This is a genomic window from Nitrosospira sp. NpAV, from assembly GCF_000832065.1.
Taxonomy (GTDB): Bacteria; Pseudomonadota; Gammaproteobacteria; order Burkholderiales; family Nitrosomonadaceae; genus Nitrosospira.
Map to the genome: position 1 here is coordinate 128,901 of NZ_JXQM01000008.1, position 20,293 is coordinate 149,193.

The 20,293-nt window shown below is 52.8% G+C and carries 15 protein-coding genes; 9 read left to right on the forward strand and 6 right to left on the reverse strand.

Annotated elements, in window-relative coordinates; genetic code table 11:
• The first annotated feature begins 36 nt into the window (after window positions 1-36).
• The 3 genes from SQ11_RS06430 to SQ11_RS06440 are packed head-to-tail and all read left to right on the forward strand — an operon-like array spanning window position 37 to window position 4,204.
• Window positions 37-2,025: a lytic transglycosylase domain-containing protein gene (locus SQ11_RS06430; RefSeq protein WP_041513326.1), complete on the forward strand. Its 1,989-nt coding sequence runs from the start codon at window positions 37-39 to the stop codon at window positions 2,023-2,025.
• The gene (locus tag SQ11_RS06435) at window positions 2,012-2,950 is read left to right on the forward strand and encodes a complex I NDUFA9 subunit family protein (RefSeq protein ID WP_041513327.1); all 939 of its coding nucleotides are present in this window, start codon (window positions 2,012-2,014) and stop codon (window positions 2,948-2,950) included. Before SQ11_RS06430 ends, SQ11_RS06435 begins: the two co-directional genes overlap by 14 nt.
• A gap of 21 nt (window positions 2,951-2,971) precedes the next feature.
• Window positions 2,972-4,204 (forward strand): multifunctional CCA addition/repair protein, encoded by a 1,233-nt coding sequence (locus SQ11_RS06440; protein WP_041513328.1) that lies wholly within the window; start codon window positions 2,972-2,974, stop codon window positions 4,202-4,204.
• A 141-nt stretch (window positions 4,205-4,345) separates the two neighbouring features.
• Here the strand turns inward: SQ11_RS06440 and SQ11_RS06445 are convergent, their stop codons facing one another.
• From SQ11_RS06445 to SQ11_RS06470, 6 genes are all read right to left on the reverse strand, one after another.
• The gene (locus SQ11_RS06445; RefSeq protein WP_084226756.1) at window positions 4,346-5,098 is read right to left on the reverse strand and encodes an SDR family oxidoreductase; all 753 of its coding nucleotides are present in this window, start codon (window positions 5,096-5,098) and stop codon (window positions 4,346-4,348) included.
• A gap of 40 nt (window positions 5,099-5,138) precedes the next feature.
• Complete coding sequence (locus SQ11_RS06450; protein WP_041513329.1) at window positions 5,139-5,789, reverse strand: thiol:disulfide interchange protein DsbA/DsbL; 651 nt, start codon at window positions 5,787-5,789, stop codon at window positions 5,139-5,141.
• Between the two features lie 56 nt (window positions 5,790-5,845).
• Window positions 5,846-6,412 carry an SPOR domain-containing protein gene (locus SQ11_RS06455; RefSeq protein WP_232297916.1) on the reverse strand — a complete coding sequence of 189 codons (567 nt, stop codon included), beginning with the start codon at window positions 6,410-6,412 and terminating at the stop codon, window positions 5,846-5,848.
• 204 nt (window positions 6,413-6,616) lie between these two features.
• Window positions 6,617-8,365 carry an arginine--tRNA ligase gene (argS, locus tag SQ11_RS06460; RefSeq protein ID WP_052494033.1) on the reverse strand — a complete coding sequence of 583 codons (1,749 nt, stop codon included), beginning with the start codon at window positions 8,363-8,365 and terminating at the stop codon, window positions 6,617-6,619.
• Window positions 8,366-8,572: 207 nt separating this feature from the next.
• Entirely contained in the window at window positions 8,573-9,613 is a 1,041-nt protein-coding gene (locus SQ11_RS06465) for a DUF2278 family protein (protein WP_041513331.1), read from the reverse strand.
• Window positions 9,614-9,771: 158 nt separating this feature from the next.
• Window positions 9,772-11,007: a TIGR03790 family protein gene (locus tag SQ11_RS06470; RefSeq protein WP_041513471.1), complete on the reverse strand. Its 1,236-nt coding sequence runs from the start codon at window positions 11,005-11,007 to the stop codon at window positions 9,772-9,774.
• Between the two features lie 266 nt (window positions 11,008-11,273).
• On the opposite strand from SQ11_RS06470, the gene SQ11_RS06480 reads away from it, so the two are divergent.
• From SQ11_RS06480 to fumC, 6 genes are all read left to right on the forward strand, one after another.
• Window positions 11,274-12,359, forward strand: coding sequence for a rhomboid family intramembrane serine protease (locus SQ11_RS06480; RefSeq protein WP_041513333.1), 1,086 nt, complete (start codon window positions 11,274-11,276; stop codon window positions 12,357-12,359).
• Window positions 12,360-12,619: 260 nt separating this feature from the next.
• Window positions 12,620-15,454: a ribonucleoside-diphosphate reductase subunit alpha gene (locus tag SQ11_RS06485; RefSeq protein WP_041513334.1), complete on the forward strand. Its 2,835-nt coding sequence runs from the start codon at window positions 12,620-12,622 to the stop codon at window positions 15,452-15,454.
• 34 nt (window positions 15,455-15,488) lie between these two features.
• Window positions 15,489-16,691: a ribonucleotide-diphosphate reductase subunit beta gene (locus SQ11_RS06490; protein ID WP_041513335.1), complete on the forward strand. Its 1,203-nt coding sequence runs from the start codon at window positions 15,489-15,491 to the stop codon at window positions 16,689-16,691.
• A gap of 312 nt (window positions 16,692-17,003) precedes the next feature.
• Window positions 17,004-17,552 (forward strand): histone H1-like repetitive region-containing protein, encoded by a 549-nt coding sequence (locus SQ11_RS06495; RefSeq protein WP_041513336.1) that lies wholly within the window; start codon window positions 17,004-17,006, stop codon window positions 17,550-17,552.
• 562 nt (window positions 17,553-18,114) lie between these two features.
• Window positions 18,115-18,393 (forward strand): hypothetical protein, encoded by a 279-nt coding sequence (locus tag SQ11_RS06500; RefSeq protein WP_041513337.1) that lies wholly within the window; start codon window positions 18,115-18,117, stop codon window positions 18,391-18,393.
• Between the two features lie 406 nt (window positions 18,394-18,799).
• On the forward strand, window positions 18,800-20,194 hold the full coding sequence (fumC, locus tag SQ11_RS06505; protein WP_041513338.1) for a class II fumarate hydratase: 1,395 nt from the start codon (window positions 18,800-18,802) through the stop codon (window positions 20,192-20,194).
• Window positions 20,195-20,293 lie beyond the last annotated feature (99 nt).

The following is a 20,293-nucleotide window of genomic DNA, read 5'->3' on the forward strand; positions in this document are numbered from 1 at the left end:
TTTTTCATTCCGGATATTTATTATGTATAGCAGGTTATGAAAAAGTTTTTTGCGGGATCAGCCGGGTTAGCGGGATTAGTAGGCTTCTCCGTTGCGATTTGCGCAGGTAGCCTGGCGGCCAGCCAGGACGATGATTTCATGGCCATGAGGCAGGCGTTCCAGGTAGGAGACTCCGCCCGCGTGGCCTTTTATGCCCAGCGGTTGCAGGGGTATGTGCTGGAACCCTACGCAGCGTACTATCAGCTCCGTCCACAGTTGGAAAATACGATTGTGAGTGCGGACACCATAAAAAAGTTTCTTGACCGCTATCAGGATAGTCCGCTGGGCGACCGCTTGCAAGGTGATTGGCTGAAAGCCTTGGGCAAGACACAGCAGTGGAAGTTATTCGCCGAAGGGTATCTGGAGCTGATCAACGGCGACACCGAACTCACCTGCTATTCCCTGCAGCAACGCCTTAGCGTAAACGATGACAGCGCCTACAATGCCGCGCGCCCGCTATGGTTCAACGGACGCGATCTACCGGAAAGCTGCACGCCGGTATTCGACATACTTATCAGCGCAGGCACATTGACAATGGAAGACGTGTGGACACGGCTGCGTCTGGCGCTGGAAATGGGTAATGTGAGCGTGGCGAAACGAATCAACCAGTATCTCCCGGTTAATCAGGCACTTAATGAACGAAAGTTAACCGCGGCCACGGACAATCCCCTGCGGTATCTGGAGAAACACCGGAACCAAATAAAGACGCGGGCCGACCGGGAGATTGCCCTTTTTGCGATGCTACGCCTGCTGCGTAGCGGCCCTGATCAGGCTTACACTTATTGGGGCAGGATACGCGGTCAATTCACCGAAGCGGACCGTGCGTACTTCATGGTGCAATTAGCGGATCAGGCAGCGCGCAGACTTAATCCGCATGCATTGGACTGGTTCAGGGAAGCTGCCAATATTGGAAGCACACCGCTTCCGCTATCGGATGCACAACTTGGCTGGAAGGCGCGGGCGGCGTTGCGGATTGGGAACTGGGGGCTGGTACTGGAGACCATCGAAGCCATGTCGGCCGCGGAACAAGAGATGGGAGTATGGCGTTACTGGAAAGCGCGAGCCCTGAAAGCGCAGGGCAAGACAGTGGAAGCGAATGCTATTCTTGCTCCATTAAGTACCGAGCACAATTTTTACGGCCAATTGGCCGAAGAAGAATTGGGTGTCGTGATGAGTGCGCTGGCCGAACCCTATAAAGCCACAAGGGAGGAAATCGCCGTAATCGAGCGGTCACCGGGAATTCAACGGTCGTTGGCTTTGTATCGCCTGAACCTGCGTACCGAGGCTATCCGCGAGTGGGCTTGGGCGATCCGCGATTTCGACGACCGGCAGCTGCTTGCCGCCGCTGAAGTCGCACGGCGTAACGGGCTCTACGATCGTGCCATACATACCGCTGATAGAACCCGTCTACAGCATGATTTCAGCCTGCGCTTCCTTGCCCCTCATCGCGAGGTTATGCGCGATGTCCTGAAGCAACAAGAGCTTGACGAAGCCTGGGTATACGGTCTTATCCGCCAGGAAAGCCGCTTCATCAGCGATGCCAGATCCAGCGCCGGCGCAATGGGCCTGATGCAATTGATGCCGGCTACCGCAAAATGGGTAGCAAAAAAAATGGGAATGCAGAAATACCATAAAACGCTTGTGACCGAAGTGAATACCAATCTGATGTTGGGCACATACTATCTCAAGCACGTTCTGACGTTGTTCGATAACCAGTCGCTGATGGCTTCTGCGGCTTACAATGCCGGTCCGGGACGGGCACGGCAATGGCGCGATGAGAAACCGCTGGAAGGCGCCATCTACGCCGAAACCATTCCCTTCAGTGAAACCCGGGATTATGTAAAAAAGGTGATGAGCAATTCCATGTATTATGCGAGCACATTCGGTCATCAGATGAGGACACTGAGGCAACGGCTTGGCATCGTCCCGTCGAAAAACGGCGCGGATGTTTCCGAAGAGGAAGATAAGCCAGATGAAAATCAATAACGTATGCATTATTGGCGGCAGCGGATTTGTCGGCAAGCATATCGCCAACGTACTGACGACACAGGAAATCAACCTCCGTATCCCGACTCGCCACCGCGAACGCGCTAAAGAACTGCTGGTGCTGCCGACGGTGGATGTCGTGGAAACCAATGTCCATGATGACGCGGCACTTGATCGCCTGCTCGTGGGAATGGATGCGGTCATCAATCTGGTGGGTATTCTGCATGGCGACTTCAAAACTGCGCATGTGGAATTACCGCGTAAAATCGTGGCTGCGTGTACCCGTAACGGAATAGCGCGGCTATTGCATATGAGTGCGCTTAAAGCAGGTACCGACCGCCCCAGCGAGTATTTGCGCACCAAGGGAGAAGGCGAACAGATCGTGATGGCGTCCAGTTTGACGACCACCACTTTCAGGCCATCGGTCATCTTCGGACCCGGGGATTCTTCTATTAGTCTATTTGCCAGGCTGGCCCGGCGGCTGCCGATATTGCCGCTGGCGTCGCCCGATGCGAAATTCCAGCCGGTATTTGTCGAAAATGTGGCGCACGCATTCGCCGCCAGCCTGGAAAATCCTGACACTTTCGGTCAGAGTTACGATCTATGCGGCCCCCAATGCTACACCCTGCGGCAATTGGTAGAATACGCGGCGCATGTAACCGGACATAAGCCGGCCATTATCGGTCTTGGTGACGGCCTCTCTTATCTGCAGGCACTGATGATGGAGTCTCTGCCCGGCAAGCTCATGACCCGGGACAATTATTATTCGATGAAAGTGGATAGTGTATGCGATTCCGGTCACAATAATCTCGCGGAAGTCTGGGGCATCCGGCCCACCGCGATGGAAGAGGTGGCGCCGCTGTATCTGGCAAACCGTATGCCGCGAGAGCGGTACGATCGCTTCCGCCATCGGGCAGGGCGATAAAATTCTCGTTCTTCATAACTCATGAAAATCTACCTGGTAGGCGGCTCCGTACGCGACGAGATTCTGGGTCTGCCGGTTACCGACCATGACTACGTCGTGGTGGGATCCTCGCCGGATGAGATGGTGCGGCTTGGCTATCGCCCGGTGGGGAAAGACTTCCCCGTTTTCCTCCATCCTCAAAGCCAGGAGCAATATGCGCTTGCCCGTACAGAGCGCAAAGTTTCCCGTGGCTACAAGGGCTTTGAAGTTTATGCTTCCCCTGAAGTCACATTGCGGGAGGATCTGGCACGGCGCGATCTCACGATCAACGCCATCGCCAAGGATCAGGACGGCAACATCATCGACCCATTCGACGGCGTGGGCGACCTCGAAGCCGGGCTGCTGCGCCATATCAGTCCGGCATTTACCGAAGACCCGGTTCGGGTACTGCGGACAGCACGTTTCGCCGCGCGCTTCGCATTTCATATTGCGCCTGAAACCCTCGCGCTGATGAGTGAGATGGTACACAACGGTGAAGTGGATGCCCTGGTACCGGAACGGGTGTGGCAGGAGTTTGCTCGCGGCTTGATGGAACACAAGCCTTCGCGCATGTTTTATGCGCTGCGGGAATGCAGTGCGCTGACCCGCATCATGCCCGAAGTGGATGCGTTGTTCGGCGTACCTCAGCCGGCACAATATCATCCCGAAATTGATACGGGGGTGCATGTGATGATGGTGATCGATCACGCTGCTTCAAGAAATTATTCGCTGCCGGTACGCTTCGCTTCCCTGACCCATGACCTCGGCAAAGGCACCACACCGCCAGAGGAGTGGCCCCGCCATATCGGTCACGAAGCCCGCAGCGTAAAGCTGGTGAGGGACTTATGCGAGCGCATCAGAACACCTAACGATGCCCGTGATCTGGCATTGCTGGTCGCCCGCTACCATGGTGATGTACATCATGCGGCGGAACTGCGTCCCGCAACCATTGCAAACATGCTGCAAGGCGTGGATGCCTATCGCAAGCCGGAACGCTTCGAAGAATTTCTGCAAGCTTGCGCGTGCGACTTTCATGGCCGGCCGGGTTATGCCGAAAAACCTTATCCCCAGGCGGAACGGTTGCGCGAAGCATTTGGTGCAGCCAGGAGCGTGGATTCAGGTGCAATTGCCGCCGAGTTGGCCCGGTCCGTTCCTGATTCCGTCCGTTTGCCGACCGCAATCAACACCAAGGTGAGCGAAGCGCGTATCGCCGAAATCAAAATGCGGCTGGCCTGAGCTGCAGAGGATGGGCGGGATATGTCACAACAGGCTTCGATCTGGTTCTTGAGCAGCCTATGCCAATTTGTCAGGTTTCTCACCGGCATTTTTGGTGCTTTTTGGGAACGCGGTGATGATAATCGCTAAGCCCGGTGATGATTACCGCGGTTTGCGGGGCGCCTTGGCGAACAGCCAGTCATAGAGGAAATCAGGAAGTAATTTTAAAAGCCGCGCGACAATCGCCATTTGCCAGGGAATCACGGCGAACAATGTTTTATTCCTGATAATACAAGCAATTCTTTCAGCAGCCTCATCCGCTGTGAGGATGAAGGGCATGCGAAAAGGATTATTCGCCGTCATCGGTGTGACGATATAGCCGGGACAAACGGTAATGACGGATACACCCCTGCCATACATTTCCACGCGCAGGCTTTCCAGATAGCTAATGGCGGCTGCTTTGGATGCTGAGTAAGCACCACCGCCGGGAAGACCTCGATAGCCGGCAACACTGGCGATGCCGACCAGGCTGCCTCGGCCGGATGTCCGCATGGCGACAATAAACGGCTGAAAAAGGTTGACCATCCCCGTAACATTGGTAGCGAGAATGTCCTCGAAAACCTCGCTGTCTTCGGCGTATTCCGTGAGAGTGCCGCGACTAATACCGGCATTGGCGATGACGATGTCGGGACAGCCATGACGCTGCATGAAATCCCGCGCAACCGCCTGGATTGCAATCGTATCGCGGACATCCGCGACGTAGGCTGACGCGCTGGGTAGTTCCGACGAAAGGTTTTCCAGCAGGGCTCTGCGCCTTGCAATCAAACCAACCGTTGCACCCATGCCTGTATAGTGTTGCGCCAGTGCTCGGCCCAAGCCGCTGGATGCACCGCTAATGATGACTTTTAACGGCATTAGCGCCGGGTTTGCATGAAACAGCCAGCCAGATATCGCGCTATTTCTTTATCCTCTCCCTGCGTACTTTCTCAATCAGTTCATCCAGTGTCTTGATAGTATCCTCGGGTGTGCCTCCCATTCTTCCACTGGTCAGGTACCTGCCATCCACCACCAACGCAGGCACGCCGGAGAGCCGGTACTCCTTCGACATACGTACGGACTGGGGCACCTGCTGGTTCTGAACCGAAAAAGAATTATAGGCATCGATAAACTTCTGCCGGTCTACTCCCTGTTTGGCTACCCAATCGAACAATACCTCATCTTTAGTCAGATCAATTTTGCCGATATGAATCGCGTCGTAGACTTTATCATGCAGCCGGTCTCTTACCCCAAGTGCTTCCAGTGCATAAAAAGTTTTTGCACCGGGAGTCCAGTTGATGCGAAAGATAGCGGGGACGTAACGAAAGCTTACATCTTTCGGCATGGTCTTGAGCCAGGCGCTGATGTGTGGATGTAAAGCGTAGCAGTGCGGGCAGCCGTACCAGAAGAATTCGAGAACTTCGATATTTTTTCCGCTATCCGTTGGCTGAGGTTGCGGCAGAACTGTGTAATCACGTCCTTCCACTAGCTCTGCTTGGGCGCCGGAGATGCCGGTAATGCCCATGCCGGCAAGCAGAAGAACTACCGCAAGTAAACGCATTGAATTCATTCTTTTCTCCTTGAGATAAATGGGATACTTTATTCACACCGGAATAGGCGGCCTTCTTATTGCGCATCCTCATGTACTTTGATGAGACTGCTCGGTACGCCATTTTGTTGCAGGGAAGCGCGAACCTGATTGAGGTCGGTAATCGAGGTAAAAGGCCCCACGCGCACCCTGTGCCAAACCCCTTTTTCCGACAAATCGGCGGATTGAACAGCTGCCTCTACGCCGAGCATGGCCAGTTTCGCCTTCAGATTATCCGCATCATCGCTATTCTGGAAAGATCCGGTCTGAAGAAAATACTTATCCCCGGAAGATGGCTGTTGTGCCGCCTGTTTGAATTGCTGTTCGGTTACAGGCTCCTCGGCGCCGGGCAGTATTTTGTAAAATTCAAAGCGAGGCTTGCTGTCGGGCGCTTTGACCGTTTTATCTGCTGTACCGGGGGACTGCGTACTTCTTTGCGTTGGGTCAGTTTGACTTGTTGCGCTTTTCGCCACCGCGTTATCCGCGAGCCTGTCCTGGGAAATGAACGGACTCGGCGCATTGCTGATTATCATCCACATGCCAATGGCACTAAGAATACCTAGCGCATAGCCAATGAACAGCCCCAACAAAAGAGGATTACCCATTATGCCGGAGGCTGGAGAGCTAGGGCGGGTTTTGTAATCTCGACTCATAAAAAATATTATTCCAAATCCGGCAGTTGATCGCTCATGGGCCGCTCATTTTTGTGATGAGCGTCATGACCCACCACGACGTTTTGCATCAATTGATCCTTACTTTCTTGTTGAGTTCGCCACCGGCCATCAGATCGACAAATATCGATATGCTTTCTACATTTTCTCGGGGGCGCTCACACCCAGCAGTTCCAGTCCGTTGACCAGCACCTGCCTTACTGCGGCAATCAGCCCCAGGCGGGCGAGCCGCAGTGGAGCTTCCGGCACAAGAAATCGGGTAGCATTATAGTAACTGTGGAATTCTCCGGCCAGTTCCCTTAAATAAAATGCGATCAGATGAGGGGAAAGTTCCTTCGCCGCCGCTTCCACCATTTCGGGATAATCAATCAACTTTTGCAGCAGAGATAATTCCGCGGGGCTGGTAAGCAGAATCATATCTACGGCAACAAGCGTCTCCCACTCCCCGCCCCATTGCTCCAGCACGCTGCAAACTCTTGCATGCGCATACTGGATGTAATATACGGGATTATCGTTGCTTTGCGACTTGGCCAAATCCAGATCAAAGTCCAGATGCTGGTCGCTTTTGCGCAGCACGTAAAAAAATCTTGCCGCATCGTTGCCCACCTCCTGGCGTAATTCCCGCAACGTCACGAATTCCCCTGAACGGGTAGACATGGAAGCTTTTTGACCATTGCGGTAAAGTATCGCGAACTGCACCAGAGCGATTTCAAGTTTTGCCGGGTCAAGCGCCAATGCTTGCAAGGCACTTTTCACCCGCGGGATATACCCGTGATGATCGGCTCCCCACACATCGATTACGCGTTCGAAGCCACGCTCGAATTTGTTGAGATGATAGGCAATGTCGGAAGCGAAGTAGGTGAACTGTCCGTTTTCCCGTTGCACAACGCGGTCTTTTTCGTCGCCGAAATGCGTTGAACGGAACCACTTGGCACCATCCTGCCGATACAGATAATTCTGTTGCTCGAGCAATTGCACCGCCTGCGCTACCGCCCCGCTATCAAATAACGATTGCTCGGAAAACCAAGTGTCGAAAACAACTCCGAATTCCATCAAGTCATTGCGGCAGTCGCCCAATTGCTCGGTAAGAACAAAATTGTGGATATATGCATAATCCTGTCCCAGCAGCCCCTTGGCATTGGCGATTAGCTGGTCGAGCTGAGCCTCGGTATCTGAATCCGCTTCCGGAGAGATGTCCTCAAACAGCAAATCGGGTTGATGCAGATAGCGCCCCCCATGCGCCTTTTGAATCAGCCGCGCCATGTCACGCACGTACTCGCCCTGATAGGCATTGCTGGGAAAGCGCAGCAGGACCCCATGGAGTTCCAGATAACGCAGCCAGGTGGAAAGCGCCAAAATATCCATCTGCCGTCCCGCATCGTTGACATAGTATTCGCGTGAGACGGAAAACCCCGCCGCCGCCAGTACATTCGCCAAGCTTGCGCCAAACGCCGCACCGCGCCCGTGGCCTACATGCAGCGGGCCTGTCGGGTTGGCCGACACAAACTCCACCTGGATTTTCCTGCCCGCACCAATATTGCCATGACCAAATCTTCCGCCACTCTCCAGCACATAGCGCGGGAACTGCTGTTTGACAGAAGTCTTGAGAAACAGGTTGATAAACCCCGCCCCCGCAATCTCGATTTTCTCCAGGTAAGGGGAAGCGGACAGCGCACTGATGAGTAATGCGGCAATATCACGCGGATTTTGACGCAACGGCTTGGCCAGTTGCATTGCAAGATTGCAGGAGTAATCACCATGGCTTGCTTGCCTGGAACGTGCAAACTCGATATCCAGATCCAAACCCAGCGGTGCGATTTCACTCAAGGCCGGGCGCAGAAGTTCGATAAAGTGGGATCTGAAGTTGGGCGGGGCTGGCGGAAACATGGTTACGTCATAATGACAGGTTGTTTGAAGCCGTTATTATAACGATGTTGCGGCAGATTACGCGCCAGTTTGATTTACGCGGCAATGGAAAAGAACCTATAGTCAGGAAAACGGCGTTGCCACCGCGCCGAAGGGTGGCGTCGCATGTGTCGGCATGCGGCTACCGAAGTCAATTCATCGAGTTGTTGCCAAGGCGTATCACTCTTCCTAAAAGACGATGGTCCAACCGGGTTGATTCGCTTGTTGCTTGGTATAGGATACGCCATGCACTTTCAAACCGTTCTGGTTCAGCAGTGTGATGATCCCGCCCTTATTGGACAGCACAGTAGGCGGCTGCACGTCAACACGAAGCGTGGCGCCAGGTTCGAGTGCTCCGCTCAAGGGCATCTTCGCTTTCTGCTTGTCGGCCAGATGCCATCCGGCCAATGAAATGAGCCGATCACTGGGATTCATTATCTGGACCCACTCTTTCTCGGGAGATTCTTTCGAATTAACCAGCGCCGCGACAATACGCACCAGTCCATCGGGCAATGATTCCGTCGGCTGCGGCACGATCGGATCGGGGTTTACCGGTTCGCCCCCCTCCTCTCCCGTTCTCAACGTGTGCCCTGTCACATCGTCAGTATGCCAACTTTGTGACTGAAACTTCAGGAAAATGGCTGTCCACTGTTGTTGAATGGGAAAATGAAAAAGGAGGCCGCCGTCCTGCCACACGCCATCATCCTGTACGAAGTTGCCCACATTGCCCTGATTCATGTGGATATCATGAATACCGTTACCGGGAACAAAGCCGAAGTACTTATCGGCTCTATTGCTCTCCGGTCCCCAGCGTTCGCCGAAGGCATAAACCAGCGCGTCCTCATCAGCCATGGCGCGCTGTACGATCTGATCAAGTTTCTCGTTCAGATCATTGTCGGGTCCCGGTAAATTGAAAGCGAGAGGGGTCATCATTCCAGGCTGGACCAGGTTGCCGCGGATCAGGTCGAGTGCTCCCGAGGTCGGGCTTGGCGCAAGCGGATTGAAGCCGCTCGGCAGGACAGAGACTGCGTCCGTGAGGGGATGGACAAAATGCGATTTGATATGATACATCAACTCCGACGGCGCCAATTGAGACTTCACATTGACCGCAATCCGGTAACTGGTGCCAATTTCATCCACAATATGGAGCTGATAATGTGGGGAGGATCCCGAACCCAAGCGGCGGGCAATGGCCCTCCCCTTCAAAACCCCATAGTTCTTTAGAGCCATGCTTCCTCCTAAAATAATGGTTTGCATGCGATGCCGGATGACCAGAATAAATAATCAGCCGCCTGCAACATCTTGTAGGAAAATCCCGTATCCGGACAATATCCCAAATCCGGTGGCTAATGGCTTATCCGTCAATCCAAGCTCATGATTCGATCAGGTCACCATCGGACTCTAAGATAACCACCTTTTTCAGCAAAATTAAAGCGTATCAGATTCGCGCCGCGGTGCAAGGGAGAATGCCGGGTAATCAGCTTGAACGGTCCGGCGGCTGAGGGAGATCGCTCAATTCGCAGCAGCCGTTCGCGCGGCGAGAAAATGCGCAATTCGAATTGTCCGGCGCGTACTTCCCGCAGGCTGGGTGAAAACGGCCGGGCCAGCGGTTCACCCACGAATACGCCTTCTCCCGGCCACGCGACGCTCTTCCAGTAGGCTTCAATGGCGCTTGCGCCAAGGGCATAATGAAACATGACAATACCTGGAACAGGAAATTTCTGCATATGATTACAGGGCTCCACTACGGTGCCGTAGCTTGCCGTGGCGCCAGCTTCCAGCCAGCGCAAACTGCTCATCTGACTCGAATCGGTAAGCTGGCCTCCGGTTGACGTCAAATGATCAGCCAATGCACCTGGCAGGAAATCCAATGTATGGAGCTGCGGCACATGCGCCAATCCTGTGAAATAAAACAGAATATCGTGGCGGTCGGTGATTGCCTCGGTCTCGAGAATGTCAATAGGGAAAACGCCGGTCAGTTCTTTTGCGGTTCGCTCGAAATAATTTGCCCGCACGCTACGCGCTTTATCGGGCGTAATGATCAGATAAGCGCGCCCCTCCGGAAAGCTGTGGTCAGCAGCGACGCCCCGGTCGATCAACGCTTTGACCTGTTCAAAACTGGTGCCAGCCAACATCATTGCCGGTCGCAATTTATGATCGGTGGCGGGATTAAGACTGGAAGAGTTAAAGTAGGGGCTGGGCGCGGTCGGACCGCATTCGGACGAGCAATAGTCTTCATCGAAGCCGAAAGCCAGTGCGGAAGTCAGAGACATGCAGCCCACCCGGTAGGGATCTGCCCAAGCTACAGCATAGGCTTGAACATGAGTGGGCGCTGTCCGGTCGATCTCTGCCTTCAATTGCTGAAACTCATCCCTCGAAAGCGCTTTACGGCCGGGTTGGAAACGCAGATGGATCATGTTGGCTGCCGGGATATGGCGTATCTTCTGGTAGTAATCTCCGATTTGTTTTGATAGGGGATCATCGTCATTAATGATGACAGCAAGATCATCCGGCGTCAGCCCCGTGCGTGGTAACTGGACCCGCTCCTGAGCATCGGCAAACGATGGCTGGAAAAATAGAACGATCAGCAGGCTGATCGAAAATTGGATTAAAAATTTCATCATAGACAAGCGGCATGCGGCATGGCGCGGCATAATGACATCTGATCATTGTAGCCCGCCATCTGACATGCTACATCAGATTGGAAGCCTATCCACAGAACCGATTCCGATGCTTGTAATCAAAAATTGAAGGATGTTTTTGTTCCTTATCGGATAAGCAAACTCCATCCTCATGCATGATAATCCCAAATCCGGCGGTTGACTCCCAGTCTCTTAGTTTAATGCCATGTCCCGCAGCAACCTTTTCAGGAAAATAAATCCACCGGCCCATGCTGTCTCTCCATGATCTTCTTTACCAGCGGACACCGCGGGTGCCCGTGACGAAATTGCTGGTAGGCATCAACCTGCTGGTTTTCGTGGCAATGCTCGCCGGCGGAGCGGGCCTGTGGCATTCGTCCAATAACGTGCAATTGGCCTGGGGAGCGAATTTTGGCCCGGCTACGCAGGATGGGGAATGGTGGCGCCTGGGTAGCGCCATGTTCCTCCATTTCGGCGCCGTCCATCTGACGCTGAATCTTTGGGCGCTTTGGGATGGGGGACAACTGGTTGAGCGCATGTATGGGCACACCCGTTTTGCGGCCATCTATTTCTCCAGCGGGCTGACGGGCAATCTGCTATCGCTTGTCGCGCACAAAGGATTAGCCGTTTCCGGCGGCGCCTCGGGCGCTATTTTTGGCCTGTATGGCGCTTTGCTGGTGTTTCTCTGGCGGGAGCGGCGCAATCTTGACCCACAGGAATTCCGCTGGTTTTTCTGGGGAGCGGCGGGTTTTGCGGTAGCCACCCTTATTCTCGGTTTTCTAATTACGGGTATCGACAATGCCGCTCACATAGGCGGTTTTTTAACCGGAGCTCTTGGAGGAATAGTGCTTGCGCGGCCTGTGAATGGAATAAAACGGGTAGCCCATCGCAGCCGCCTGCTTGCAGGAGGCGCTTTTACGTTGGCCGTTGCCATCCTGATCAGCCAGATTCCCGTACGGGCCTACCGATGGAGCGAAGAAGTGCTGACGCGCAAGGAGATTGGGGAATTTTTGCGTGATGATGCGGCGATCAGCCAGGCGTGGCAAAGCATACTTGATGAGGGCAGGCGTGGCGGCATCTCATTCGAAGAGCTTGCGGGACGCATCGATACGGCGGTTGGAGATCGTTACGAAGAAAACTTCGAGCAGCTTTCCCACCTTCCGCCCAATCCTGCTCTGCCTTCCTCCGCGACAGTGGAAATGCTGCGCCACTATGCGGAGCGCCGCAGGGATGCTTCCCGTGCGTTGGCTGAAGGACTGCGCGCCCACAAGCCGGAACAGATTCGCGATGCCCTCGAAATGGCAAATCAGGCGCGGCAACTGTCTCAGCCTGACTGATTCAGACTGATGGAGCGGAAGCGGGTTATTGTCGCTTTTGCATTTCAGTAGTTTATTTTCTTTTAAGGCAAGCGTCATTTACGATAATTTTAAGAAAAATTTTGACACACATCGAAAAATATTGCACTATGACGCGGCGTACTAGTAATAGTAAATCGTGTCCGATAAGAGTACTAGATGTAGTGGTTTGTCAGCGCCACAGCATCCACTTCAGTCAATGGGAAAGCATACGTTTCCCGTATCGATGAGGAGAATCCAATATGCAGCTTGTAACAGACAATACGACCCCCCCGGTAGCACCCGGGTACGATTTTTCTTCAACCCATTACACACCGGATTCCCGCTATTCCCAATACAAGATCATTCGCCGCAATGGCTCTGTCGTCGCATTCGAGCCGAACAAGATTTCCATTGCGATGACAAAGGCATTCATTGCCGTCAATGGCGGTCAAGGCGTGGCTTCCGCCAGGGTCCGCGAAGTGGTGGCGCGGCTGACCGATGATGTGGTGAATGCGTTGATTCGCCGCCAGCCCACGGGTGGAACCTTTCATATCGAAGATATCCAGGATCAGGTAGAGCTGGCATTGATGCGTTCCGGTGAGCACGATGTGGCACGTTCTTATGTACTTTATCGCGAGGATCGTGCGCGCAAGCGGGCAAAACAGAAGGAAATGGCGGTGGTGGAGATCCCGGCCAGCATTCTGAATGTGGTGGAGAATGGGCGCAAAATGCCGCTTGACACAGCCCAGCTGCTGGCGCTGATCGAGTCTTCCTGCGCGGATTTGGGCGAGGTGGTGAACGCCAAACTGATACTTAAGGCCACATTGAAAGACCTGTACGATGGAGTGCCGGTAGAAGAGGTAAGGAAATCGGTTGTACTGTCGGCGCGCGCACTCATTGAGAAAGAACCCGCCTACAGCTACGTCACCGCGCGCCTGTTGTTGCATACCATCCGTTTCGAGGTGCTGGGCGAAGAAGTCGTGCAGCAGGAAATGTCAGATCGCTACGTGGATTATTTTCCTGATTTCATTAAACGTGGTATCGAAGCTGAGTTGCTGGATGAGCGTCTGGCGCAGTTTGATCTCCCGCGTTTGGCTAAAGCTCTGGATGCCGGCCGCGACCTGAAATTTGGTTATCTCGGTTTACAGACCTTGTATGACCGCTATTTCCTGCATGTAGAGGATCGGCGCATCGAATTGCCGCAGGCATTCTTCATGCGTGTGGCAATGGGGCTCGCGCTGAACGAAATTGACCGCGAGGGACGCGCCATAGAGTTCTATCACGTGCTGTCAAATTTCGATTTCATGAGTTCCACCCCGACTCTGTTTAATTCAGGCACTCGCCGCTCTCAGTTATCTTCGTGCTATCTCACCACGGTGGCGGATAATCTCGATGGCATTTACGAAGCCATCAAGGAAAATGCCTTGCTTGCCAAGTATGCCGGAGGCCTCGGTAATGATTGGACGCCAGTGCGGGCGATGGGTTCGCGCATCAAAGGCACCAATGGCAAATCACAAGGCGTGGTTCCGTTTCTCAAGGTGGTGTCCGACACCGCGGTCGCGGTGAATCAAGGCGGCAAGCGCAAGGGCGCGGTATGCTCTTATCTGGAATCATGGCATCTGGATATCGAGGAATTTCTGGAATTGCGCAAGAATACCGGCGATGACCGTCGCCGTACCCATGATATGAATACCGCTACCTGGGTTCCCGACCTGTTTATGAAACGGGTAATGGAGGGAGGTGAATGGACACTTTTCTCACCCTCCGACGTGCCTGATCTGCATGAAAAGTTTGGCAAACAGTTTGAGCAGGCCTACCTTGCCTACGAGGAAAAGGTCGCGCGCGGCGAGCTGAGCCTGCACAAAAAAATTCCCGCGCAACAATTATGGCGCAAAATGCTCAGCATGCTGTTTGAAACGGGGCACCCATGGATTACCTTCAAGGACCCATGCAATATCCGCTCACCGCAAAACCACACCGGCGTAGTGCATAGCTCCAATCTCTGTACGGAAATAACCCTGAACACCAATGATCATGAAATCGCGGTATGCAATCTGGGTTCGGTCAACCTGGCGGCCCACATCCATGATGGAGAGCTTGACGCTGACAAGCTCAAGCGCACTGTCAGCACCGCCATGCGCATGCTGGACAACGTAATCGACATCAACTTCTACGCCGTCGCCAAGGCGCGCAACTCAAACCTCAGGCACCGCCCGGTGGGACTGGGTATCATGGGCTTCCAGGATTGCCTGCATAAGCTGCGCGTCCCCTACGCCTCACAAGAGGCGGTAGAGTTTGCCGATCATGCGATGGAAGCGGTCGCATACCATGCCTATTGGGCTTCCACCGAGTTGGCCGAAGAGCGAGGGCGTTATGCTTCTTATCAGGGGAGTCTGTGGGATCGCGGCATCCTGCCTCAGGATACCCTTGATCTGTTGCGTGAGGAACGGGGGGGTTATGTCGACGTGGACATGTCGGCCACGATGGAATGGAATGCATTGCGCGAACGCATAAAAAAACATGGCATGCGTAATTCCAATTGTCTTGCGATTGCACCGACCGCCACTATTTCAAATATCATCGGCGTATCCGCCAGCATCGAGCCGACTTTTCAAAACCTTTATGTCAAATCCAACTTATCGGGAGAGTTCACCATGGCTGGCGAACACCTGGTAAACGACTTGAAAAAACTCGGGCTCTGGGACGAAGTCATGATTTCCGATCTCAAGTATTTTGATGGCGCCTTAAGCAAGATAGACCGGGTACCGGCCGATATTCGCAGACTTTACGCCACCGCCTTCGAGATTGATCCCCAGTGGTTAATCGAAGCAGCGGCACGGCGGCAAAAATGGATTGATCAGGCACAATCACTCAACATTTATATGGCGGGCGTTTCCGGTAAAAAACTGGATGAAACCTATAAACTGGCCTGGCTGCGGGGTCTGAAAACCACCTATTATTTGCGCTCTCTGGGAGCAACTTCAGCGGAAAAATCCACAGTCGAAGCAGGCGCTCTGAACGCGGTACCCGCGGAAGGAAACATGACTGCGATGAGTTGCGCGATTGATAATCCCGAGTGCGAGTCATGTCAATAATTTGCGAGATATCAGAAATAAAAGGAGAGAAGGTATGCTGACATTTGAGGATAAGACAATGCAATCTGGAGTGCCGCGGATAAATGGGCTATTTAATGATGCACAAATGCCGGCCGCATCCAGCCTGAACCTGCAAGCTTCCGGTCATGTGACAGATATCAGGAATACAGAAATGGAGAATGGCAAGAGAGACGAGCATTATGCCGCCGGCAATACCAATCGCCGCTTGTCGGTGGAGGATAAGCGCATTATCAATTGCAAGGCGGATGTTAATCAGTTGGTGCCGTTCAAATACAAGTGGGCATGGGAAAAATATCTTGCCGCCTGCGCGAACCACTGGATGCCGCAAGAAATCAATATGAGCCGCGACATCGCCCTTTGGAAAGACCCCAACGGATTAACCGAGGATGAGCGCCGCCTGGTTAAACGTAATCTGGGTTTCTTTGTTACCGCTGACTCGCTGGCCGCCAACAATATCGTGCTCGGCACTTATCGCCACATTACCAATCCGGAATGCCGTCAATATTTGTTGCGGCAGGCATTCGAAGAGGCGATTCATACACATGCTTATCAGTACATCGTCGAATCGCTGGGACTGAATGAAGGGGAGATTTTCAACGCTTATCATGAAGTGGCATCAATTCGCGAAAAGGACGAGTTTCTGATTCCGTTCATTGACACGCTCACCGATCCGGAATTCAAGACCGGCACGCCCGAGGCAGATCAGAAACTCCTCAGAAGCTTGATCGTATTCGCCTGCATCATGGAAGGATTGTTCTTTTATGTGGGTTTTACGCAAATCCTGGCGTTGGGGAGGCAAAACAAAATGACGGGTGCAGCGGAGCAATATCAGTACATTCTGCGAGATGAGTCCATGCACTGCAATTTCGGTATAGATGTTATCAATCAGATCAAAATGGAAAACCCACACCTATGGACCAAGGAGTTCCGCAACGAAATCAGCTCACTGATGCAGAAAGCCGTGGAACTGGAATACCGTTATGCCGAGGACACCATGCCGCGCGGAGTGTTGGGAATGAATGCACCGATGTTCAAGGAATACTTGCGCTATATCGCGAACCGCCGCTGCCAGCAGATCGGTCTGGATGCCCTTTATCCGGGGGCCGGAAATCCCTTTCCTTGGATGTCAGAAATGATTGATCTAAAAAAGGAGAAGAACTTTTTTGAGACCCGTGTAACCGAGTATCAAACCGGTGGTGCGCTGAGCTGGGATTAAAAAAAGAAACAAGGCTGATGTGTGTCGCGCCTTTTATGTGTCAATAAATGCTTTCAATCGGCCAGATTCAGCCGACCGATATCCGTACACCCGGTTGACATTGATGTCATGGGGAAGGGGATATCGGTCTGAGTGCCGGGCATACTTAAGGATTATCTTGCAAACATGGCCGAAAAGCCATGCTGCATATAATGAACTGCCGTCTGATGGGGTTGAATGCGGCTCGATTTATCCGCTGACCCGTATTATGCATGTAGCGGTAGTGTAGTAAACGTGAGTAGTAATCCCTGTAACTTTTATCTGGAGGTTGAAATGGCAACTACCAAGAAAACCGCAGCAAAGAAACCTGCCGACAAGAAGCCGGCGGCTGTGAAAAAGCCGGCGGCCAAAAAAGAAGTCTCAGCCAAAAAAGAAGTGTCCGTCAAAAAAGTAGCAACCAAGAAACCGGTTGAGAAGAAAGCCGAGAAGAAAGTAGAGAAGGCAGCAGAAAAAAAAGTCACGGCTTCAACAAAAAAACCGGCGGCGCCCAAAGCTTCGGCCAAGAAAGCGGCCCCCGCTAAAAAAGCGACGGCGAAAAAAGAGGCTCCAGTCAAGAAAGCGGCAGCGAAGAAGCCGGCAGAGGAAAAAACCACTGCCTCAGCTAAAAAACCGGCGGCGAAGAAAGATGCTTCAACCAAGAAAACCACTCCAGCCAAGAAAGCCGGCGCAAAGGAGCCCGCAGGAAAAAGCGCTTCAACCAAGAAACCCGCAGCTCAAAAAAAAGCCCCCGCCAAGAAACCAGCACCGAAGGCAACGAATACTTCAGACACGGCCAGCCCTGCTTCCAGCTGGCCGTTTCCACTTTCGGGATCGCGCTCTTAAGCTTGACGATTGCCACTGCGGATCAGTCTATTTTCTTTTGAGATAATAGGCTACTCCGCAGGTTTTTATCCTAAATCCGGTGATTGGAAGGGTGAACTGTACGGTTTTTGAAACGCAGGGCAAGGCGCAATAACACGGCCATGTATCACAAAAGCAGTATAATCCGCTCCCCGTAGCGGCTCACCCCGACGATGAGAACCCAATAGCACAGAAATTCTCTACGAATCATAGTGCTAGACTGACAAATGAGCGATTAACTACCGGATTTAGGATTATATTAGGGTTATATAGAGACCGGTTTCCTTTAAAAGCCGGGTGGATTCTTGTCTTTATTGCAATAATAAATCCCACTCGCATCAGTTTCCAGGCGGACTTCCTTTCATATCGAGCTTGAGGATCGGTATCCTTCAGGATTTTTCTTTCCGATCTACAGGACCCCATCCTGAATCCGGCAGTGGATTCGCGATTAAGTTTACGCAGTGAATATTTACACTGGTAAAATTTGACAGACAGGGTTAACATTAACGCTAATTCAAACCGATAATTCGTTGTGAGGGTGGTCATGGCTCATACAATTCCACAAACGTCACGCGACTATGACACCACGCGTGTTGTAGAACGTCCCGATGGTTTTTATTGGCATGATAAGAACGAGAGCGAGAAGGTTTTCGGTCCCTTTCCCACCCTGCTCGAAGCCATTCAGGATATGGAATATACCGCTGAATCAGATTATGAACCGGGAGAAACCCTGGAGCAGGCGGAAGACGAGATCGGCATATCCGGCTGGATCGACCAGGAGACGGGAGAGCCAAGTGAGGAATCATTCCGTCATGACAACTAATTAGTAGCGGCTAATTCTGATAGGCTTTGATCAATATCCGGTGCTTTTCTGAGTGATCTAGAAACGGCCTGTCACTTATTGGCGCCAGAAAATACCCGTGATACGACCGCGTTGCAAAGAAAACTTACTGAGTCGTCAACCAGAATCCTGTGCGGTTGATGCCATCCATTAAAAGTTGCATCCTCTTCAGGCATTAAACCTAAATCCGGCAATCGACCGCTCATTTCCCGGTTTAGTGTCACGATCAAGAAATTTTTTTTGCGTTACCAGCCTTCCACCTTTAGGGTAAAAATTTGCCGCTATCGGATTTAGGCTAAAGCCGGATCCCATGGTCAAACAGGCATTGAGCTGACGCCGCAATGCAGAATATGAGCCGTTTCTTTTATTTCTCCAGCCAAAGGTCTGCATGAGCCATCGCGAAGAACAAGACACCATGGGCGTGGTGCAGGTGCCAACTACTGCACTGTGGGGCGCGCAAACACAACGCTCCTTGCAGAACTTCAGAATTTCCGGCGAACGGATGCCGGCCGCATTACTTCACGCGCTTGCGCTGGTGAAACTGGCAGCGGCGAAGGTAAACCGGGATTTGGGTCTGCTCGAAGCGAATAAGGCCAATGCCATTATTCAGGCCGCTGACGAGGTAATCAAGGGTCGTCACGAAGCAGAATTTCCTCTGGTAGTGTGGCAGACAGGCTCGGGAACGCAGACCAATATGAATATGAATGAGGTGCTGGCTAACCGTGCCTCCGAGTTGCTCGGCGGCGGGCGGGGCATTGAATGCAAAATTCATCCCAATGATGATGTGAACATGGGACAGTCGTCCAATGACGTTTTTCCGTCAGCCATGCATGTGGCGGCAACCCTCTCTATCCATCATCAGCTGAAACCCGCCATCGGCACGTTACGACAAACTCTTGCCGTCAAAGTAAAAGAATTTTCCGGTATCGTCAAAATCGGCCGCACGCATTTACAGGATGCGACACCTCTGACACTGGGACAGGAATTCTCGGGGTATGTTTCGCAACTGGATCACGGATTGGCGCATGTGAATGCATCGCTTCCGCATTTATATGAGCTGGCCATGGGCGGCACAGCCGTAGGTACAGGCTTGAATACTCATCCCGAATTCGGCGTGCGTGTGGCGGGTGAATTGGCAAGATTGACGGAACTGCCATTTATTACCGCGTTCAATAAGTTTGAGGCCCTCGCCGCCAATGACGCGCTGGTTCACGCGCATGGTGCGCTGAAAACACTGGCGGCATCCTTGATGAAACTCGCCAATGACATCCGCTGGCTCGCGTCAGGGCCCCGTTGCGGCATCGGCGAACTAAAAATTCCTGAAAACGAGCCCGGCAGTTCCATTATGCCTGGCAAGGTCAACCCAACTCAATCGGAAGCGGTAACTATGTTGTGCTGCCAGGTGATGGGCAACGACGTGGCGATCAACATGGGCGGAGCAATGGGTAACTTCGAGCTTAATGTCATGAAGCCGCTTATTATTCATAATTTCCTGCAAAGCGTGCGCCTGCTTTCGGATGGAATAATAAGTTTCAACGATCATTGCGCAGGCGGAATAACCGCCAATATTAAGCACATTGACGAGTTGATGCATAACTCCTTGATGCTGGTGACAGCGCTGGCCCCCCACATCGGTTACAACAAGGCAGCGGAAATTGCCAAGAACGCACACCGCGAGGGCACGACACTGAAGGAAGCCGCAATTGCGTCCGGTTATGTCACAGCGGAGCAATACAAGCTTTGGGTCAGGCCGAGGGATATGACGGGGCAGCAGATAATATAAAAAACCACTCCCGAGCTCTCTCCGCTTCCCTCGCATAAACAGTCTGCTCCCCGCGCTGACTGGCACTTCGTTGATAATGAGTGGTTCGGCATCCCACTA

What these genes read in the sequence shown, in the direction of transcription:
- SQ11_RS06480 (WP_041513333.1), top strand. Translation starts at nt 11,274, where the DNA reads ATGCTGTCTCTCCATGATCTTCTTTACCAGCGGACACCGCGGGTGCCC.
- SQ11_RS06440 (WP_041513328.1), top strand. Translation starts at nt 2,972, where the DNA reads ATGAAAATCTACCTGGTAGGCGGCTCCGTACGCGACGAGATTCTGGGT.
- SQ11_RS06450 (WP_041513329.1), bottom strand. Translation starts at nt 5,789, where the DNA reads ATGAATTCAATGCGTTTACTTGCGGTAGTTCTTCTGCTTGCCGGCATG.
- SQ11_RS06500 (WP_041513337.1), top strand. Translation starts at nt 18,115, where the DNA reads ATGGCTCATACAATTCCACAAACGTCACGCGACTATGACACCACGCGT.
- SQ11_RS06430 (WP_041513326.1), top strand. Translation starts at nt 37, where the DNA reads ATGAAAAAGTTTTTTGCGGGATCAGCCGGGTTAGCGGGATTAGTAGGC.
- SQ11_RS06445 (WP_084226756.1), bottom strand. Translation starts at nt 5,098, where the DNA reads ATGCCGTTAAAAGTCATCATTAGCGGTGCATCCAGCGGCTTGGGCCGA.
- SQ11_RS06465 (WP_041513331.1), bottom strand. Translation starts at nt 9,613, where the DNA reads ATGGCTCTAAAGAACTATGGGGTTTTGAAGGGGAGGGCCATTGCCCGC.
- SQ11_RS06495 (WP_041513336.1), top strand. Translation starts at nt 17,004, where the DNA reads ATGGCAACTACCAAGAAAACCGCAGCAAAGAAACCTGCCGACAAGAAG.
- SQ11_RS06455 (WP_232297916.1), bottom strand. Translation starts at nt 6,412, where the DNA reads ATGGGTAATCCTCTTTTGTTGGGGCTGTTCATTGGCTATGCGCTAGGT.
- fumC (WP_041513338.1), top strand. Translation starts at nt 18,800, where the DNA reads ATGAGCCATCGCGAAGAACAAGACACCATGGGCGTGGTGCAGGTGCCA.
- SQ11_RS06490 (WP_041513335.1), top strand. Translation starts at nt 15,489, where the DNA reads ATGCTGACATTTGAGGATAAGACAATGCAATCTGGAGTGCCGCGGATA.
- SQ11_RS06470 (WP_041513471.1), bottom strand. Translation starts at nt 11,007, where the DNA reads ATGATGAAATTTTTAATCCAATTTTCGATCAGCCTGCTGATCGTTCTA.
- SQ11_RS06485 (WP_041513334.1), top strand. Translation starts at nt 12,620, where the DNA reads ATGCAGCTTGTAACAGACAATACGACCCCCCCGGTAGCACCCGGGTAC.
- argS (WP_052494033.1), bottom strand. Translation starts at nt 8,365, where the DNA reads ATGTTTCCGCCAGCCCCGCCCAACTTCAGATCCCACTTTATCGAACTT.
- SQ11_RS06435 (WP_041513327.1), top strand. Translation starts at nt 2,012, where the DNA reads ATGAAAATCAATAACGTATGCATTATTGGCGGCAGCGGATTTGTCGGC.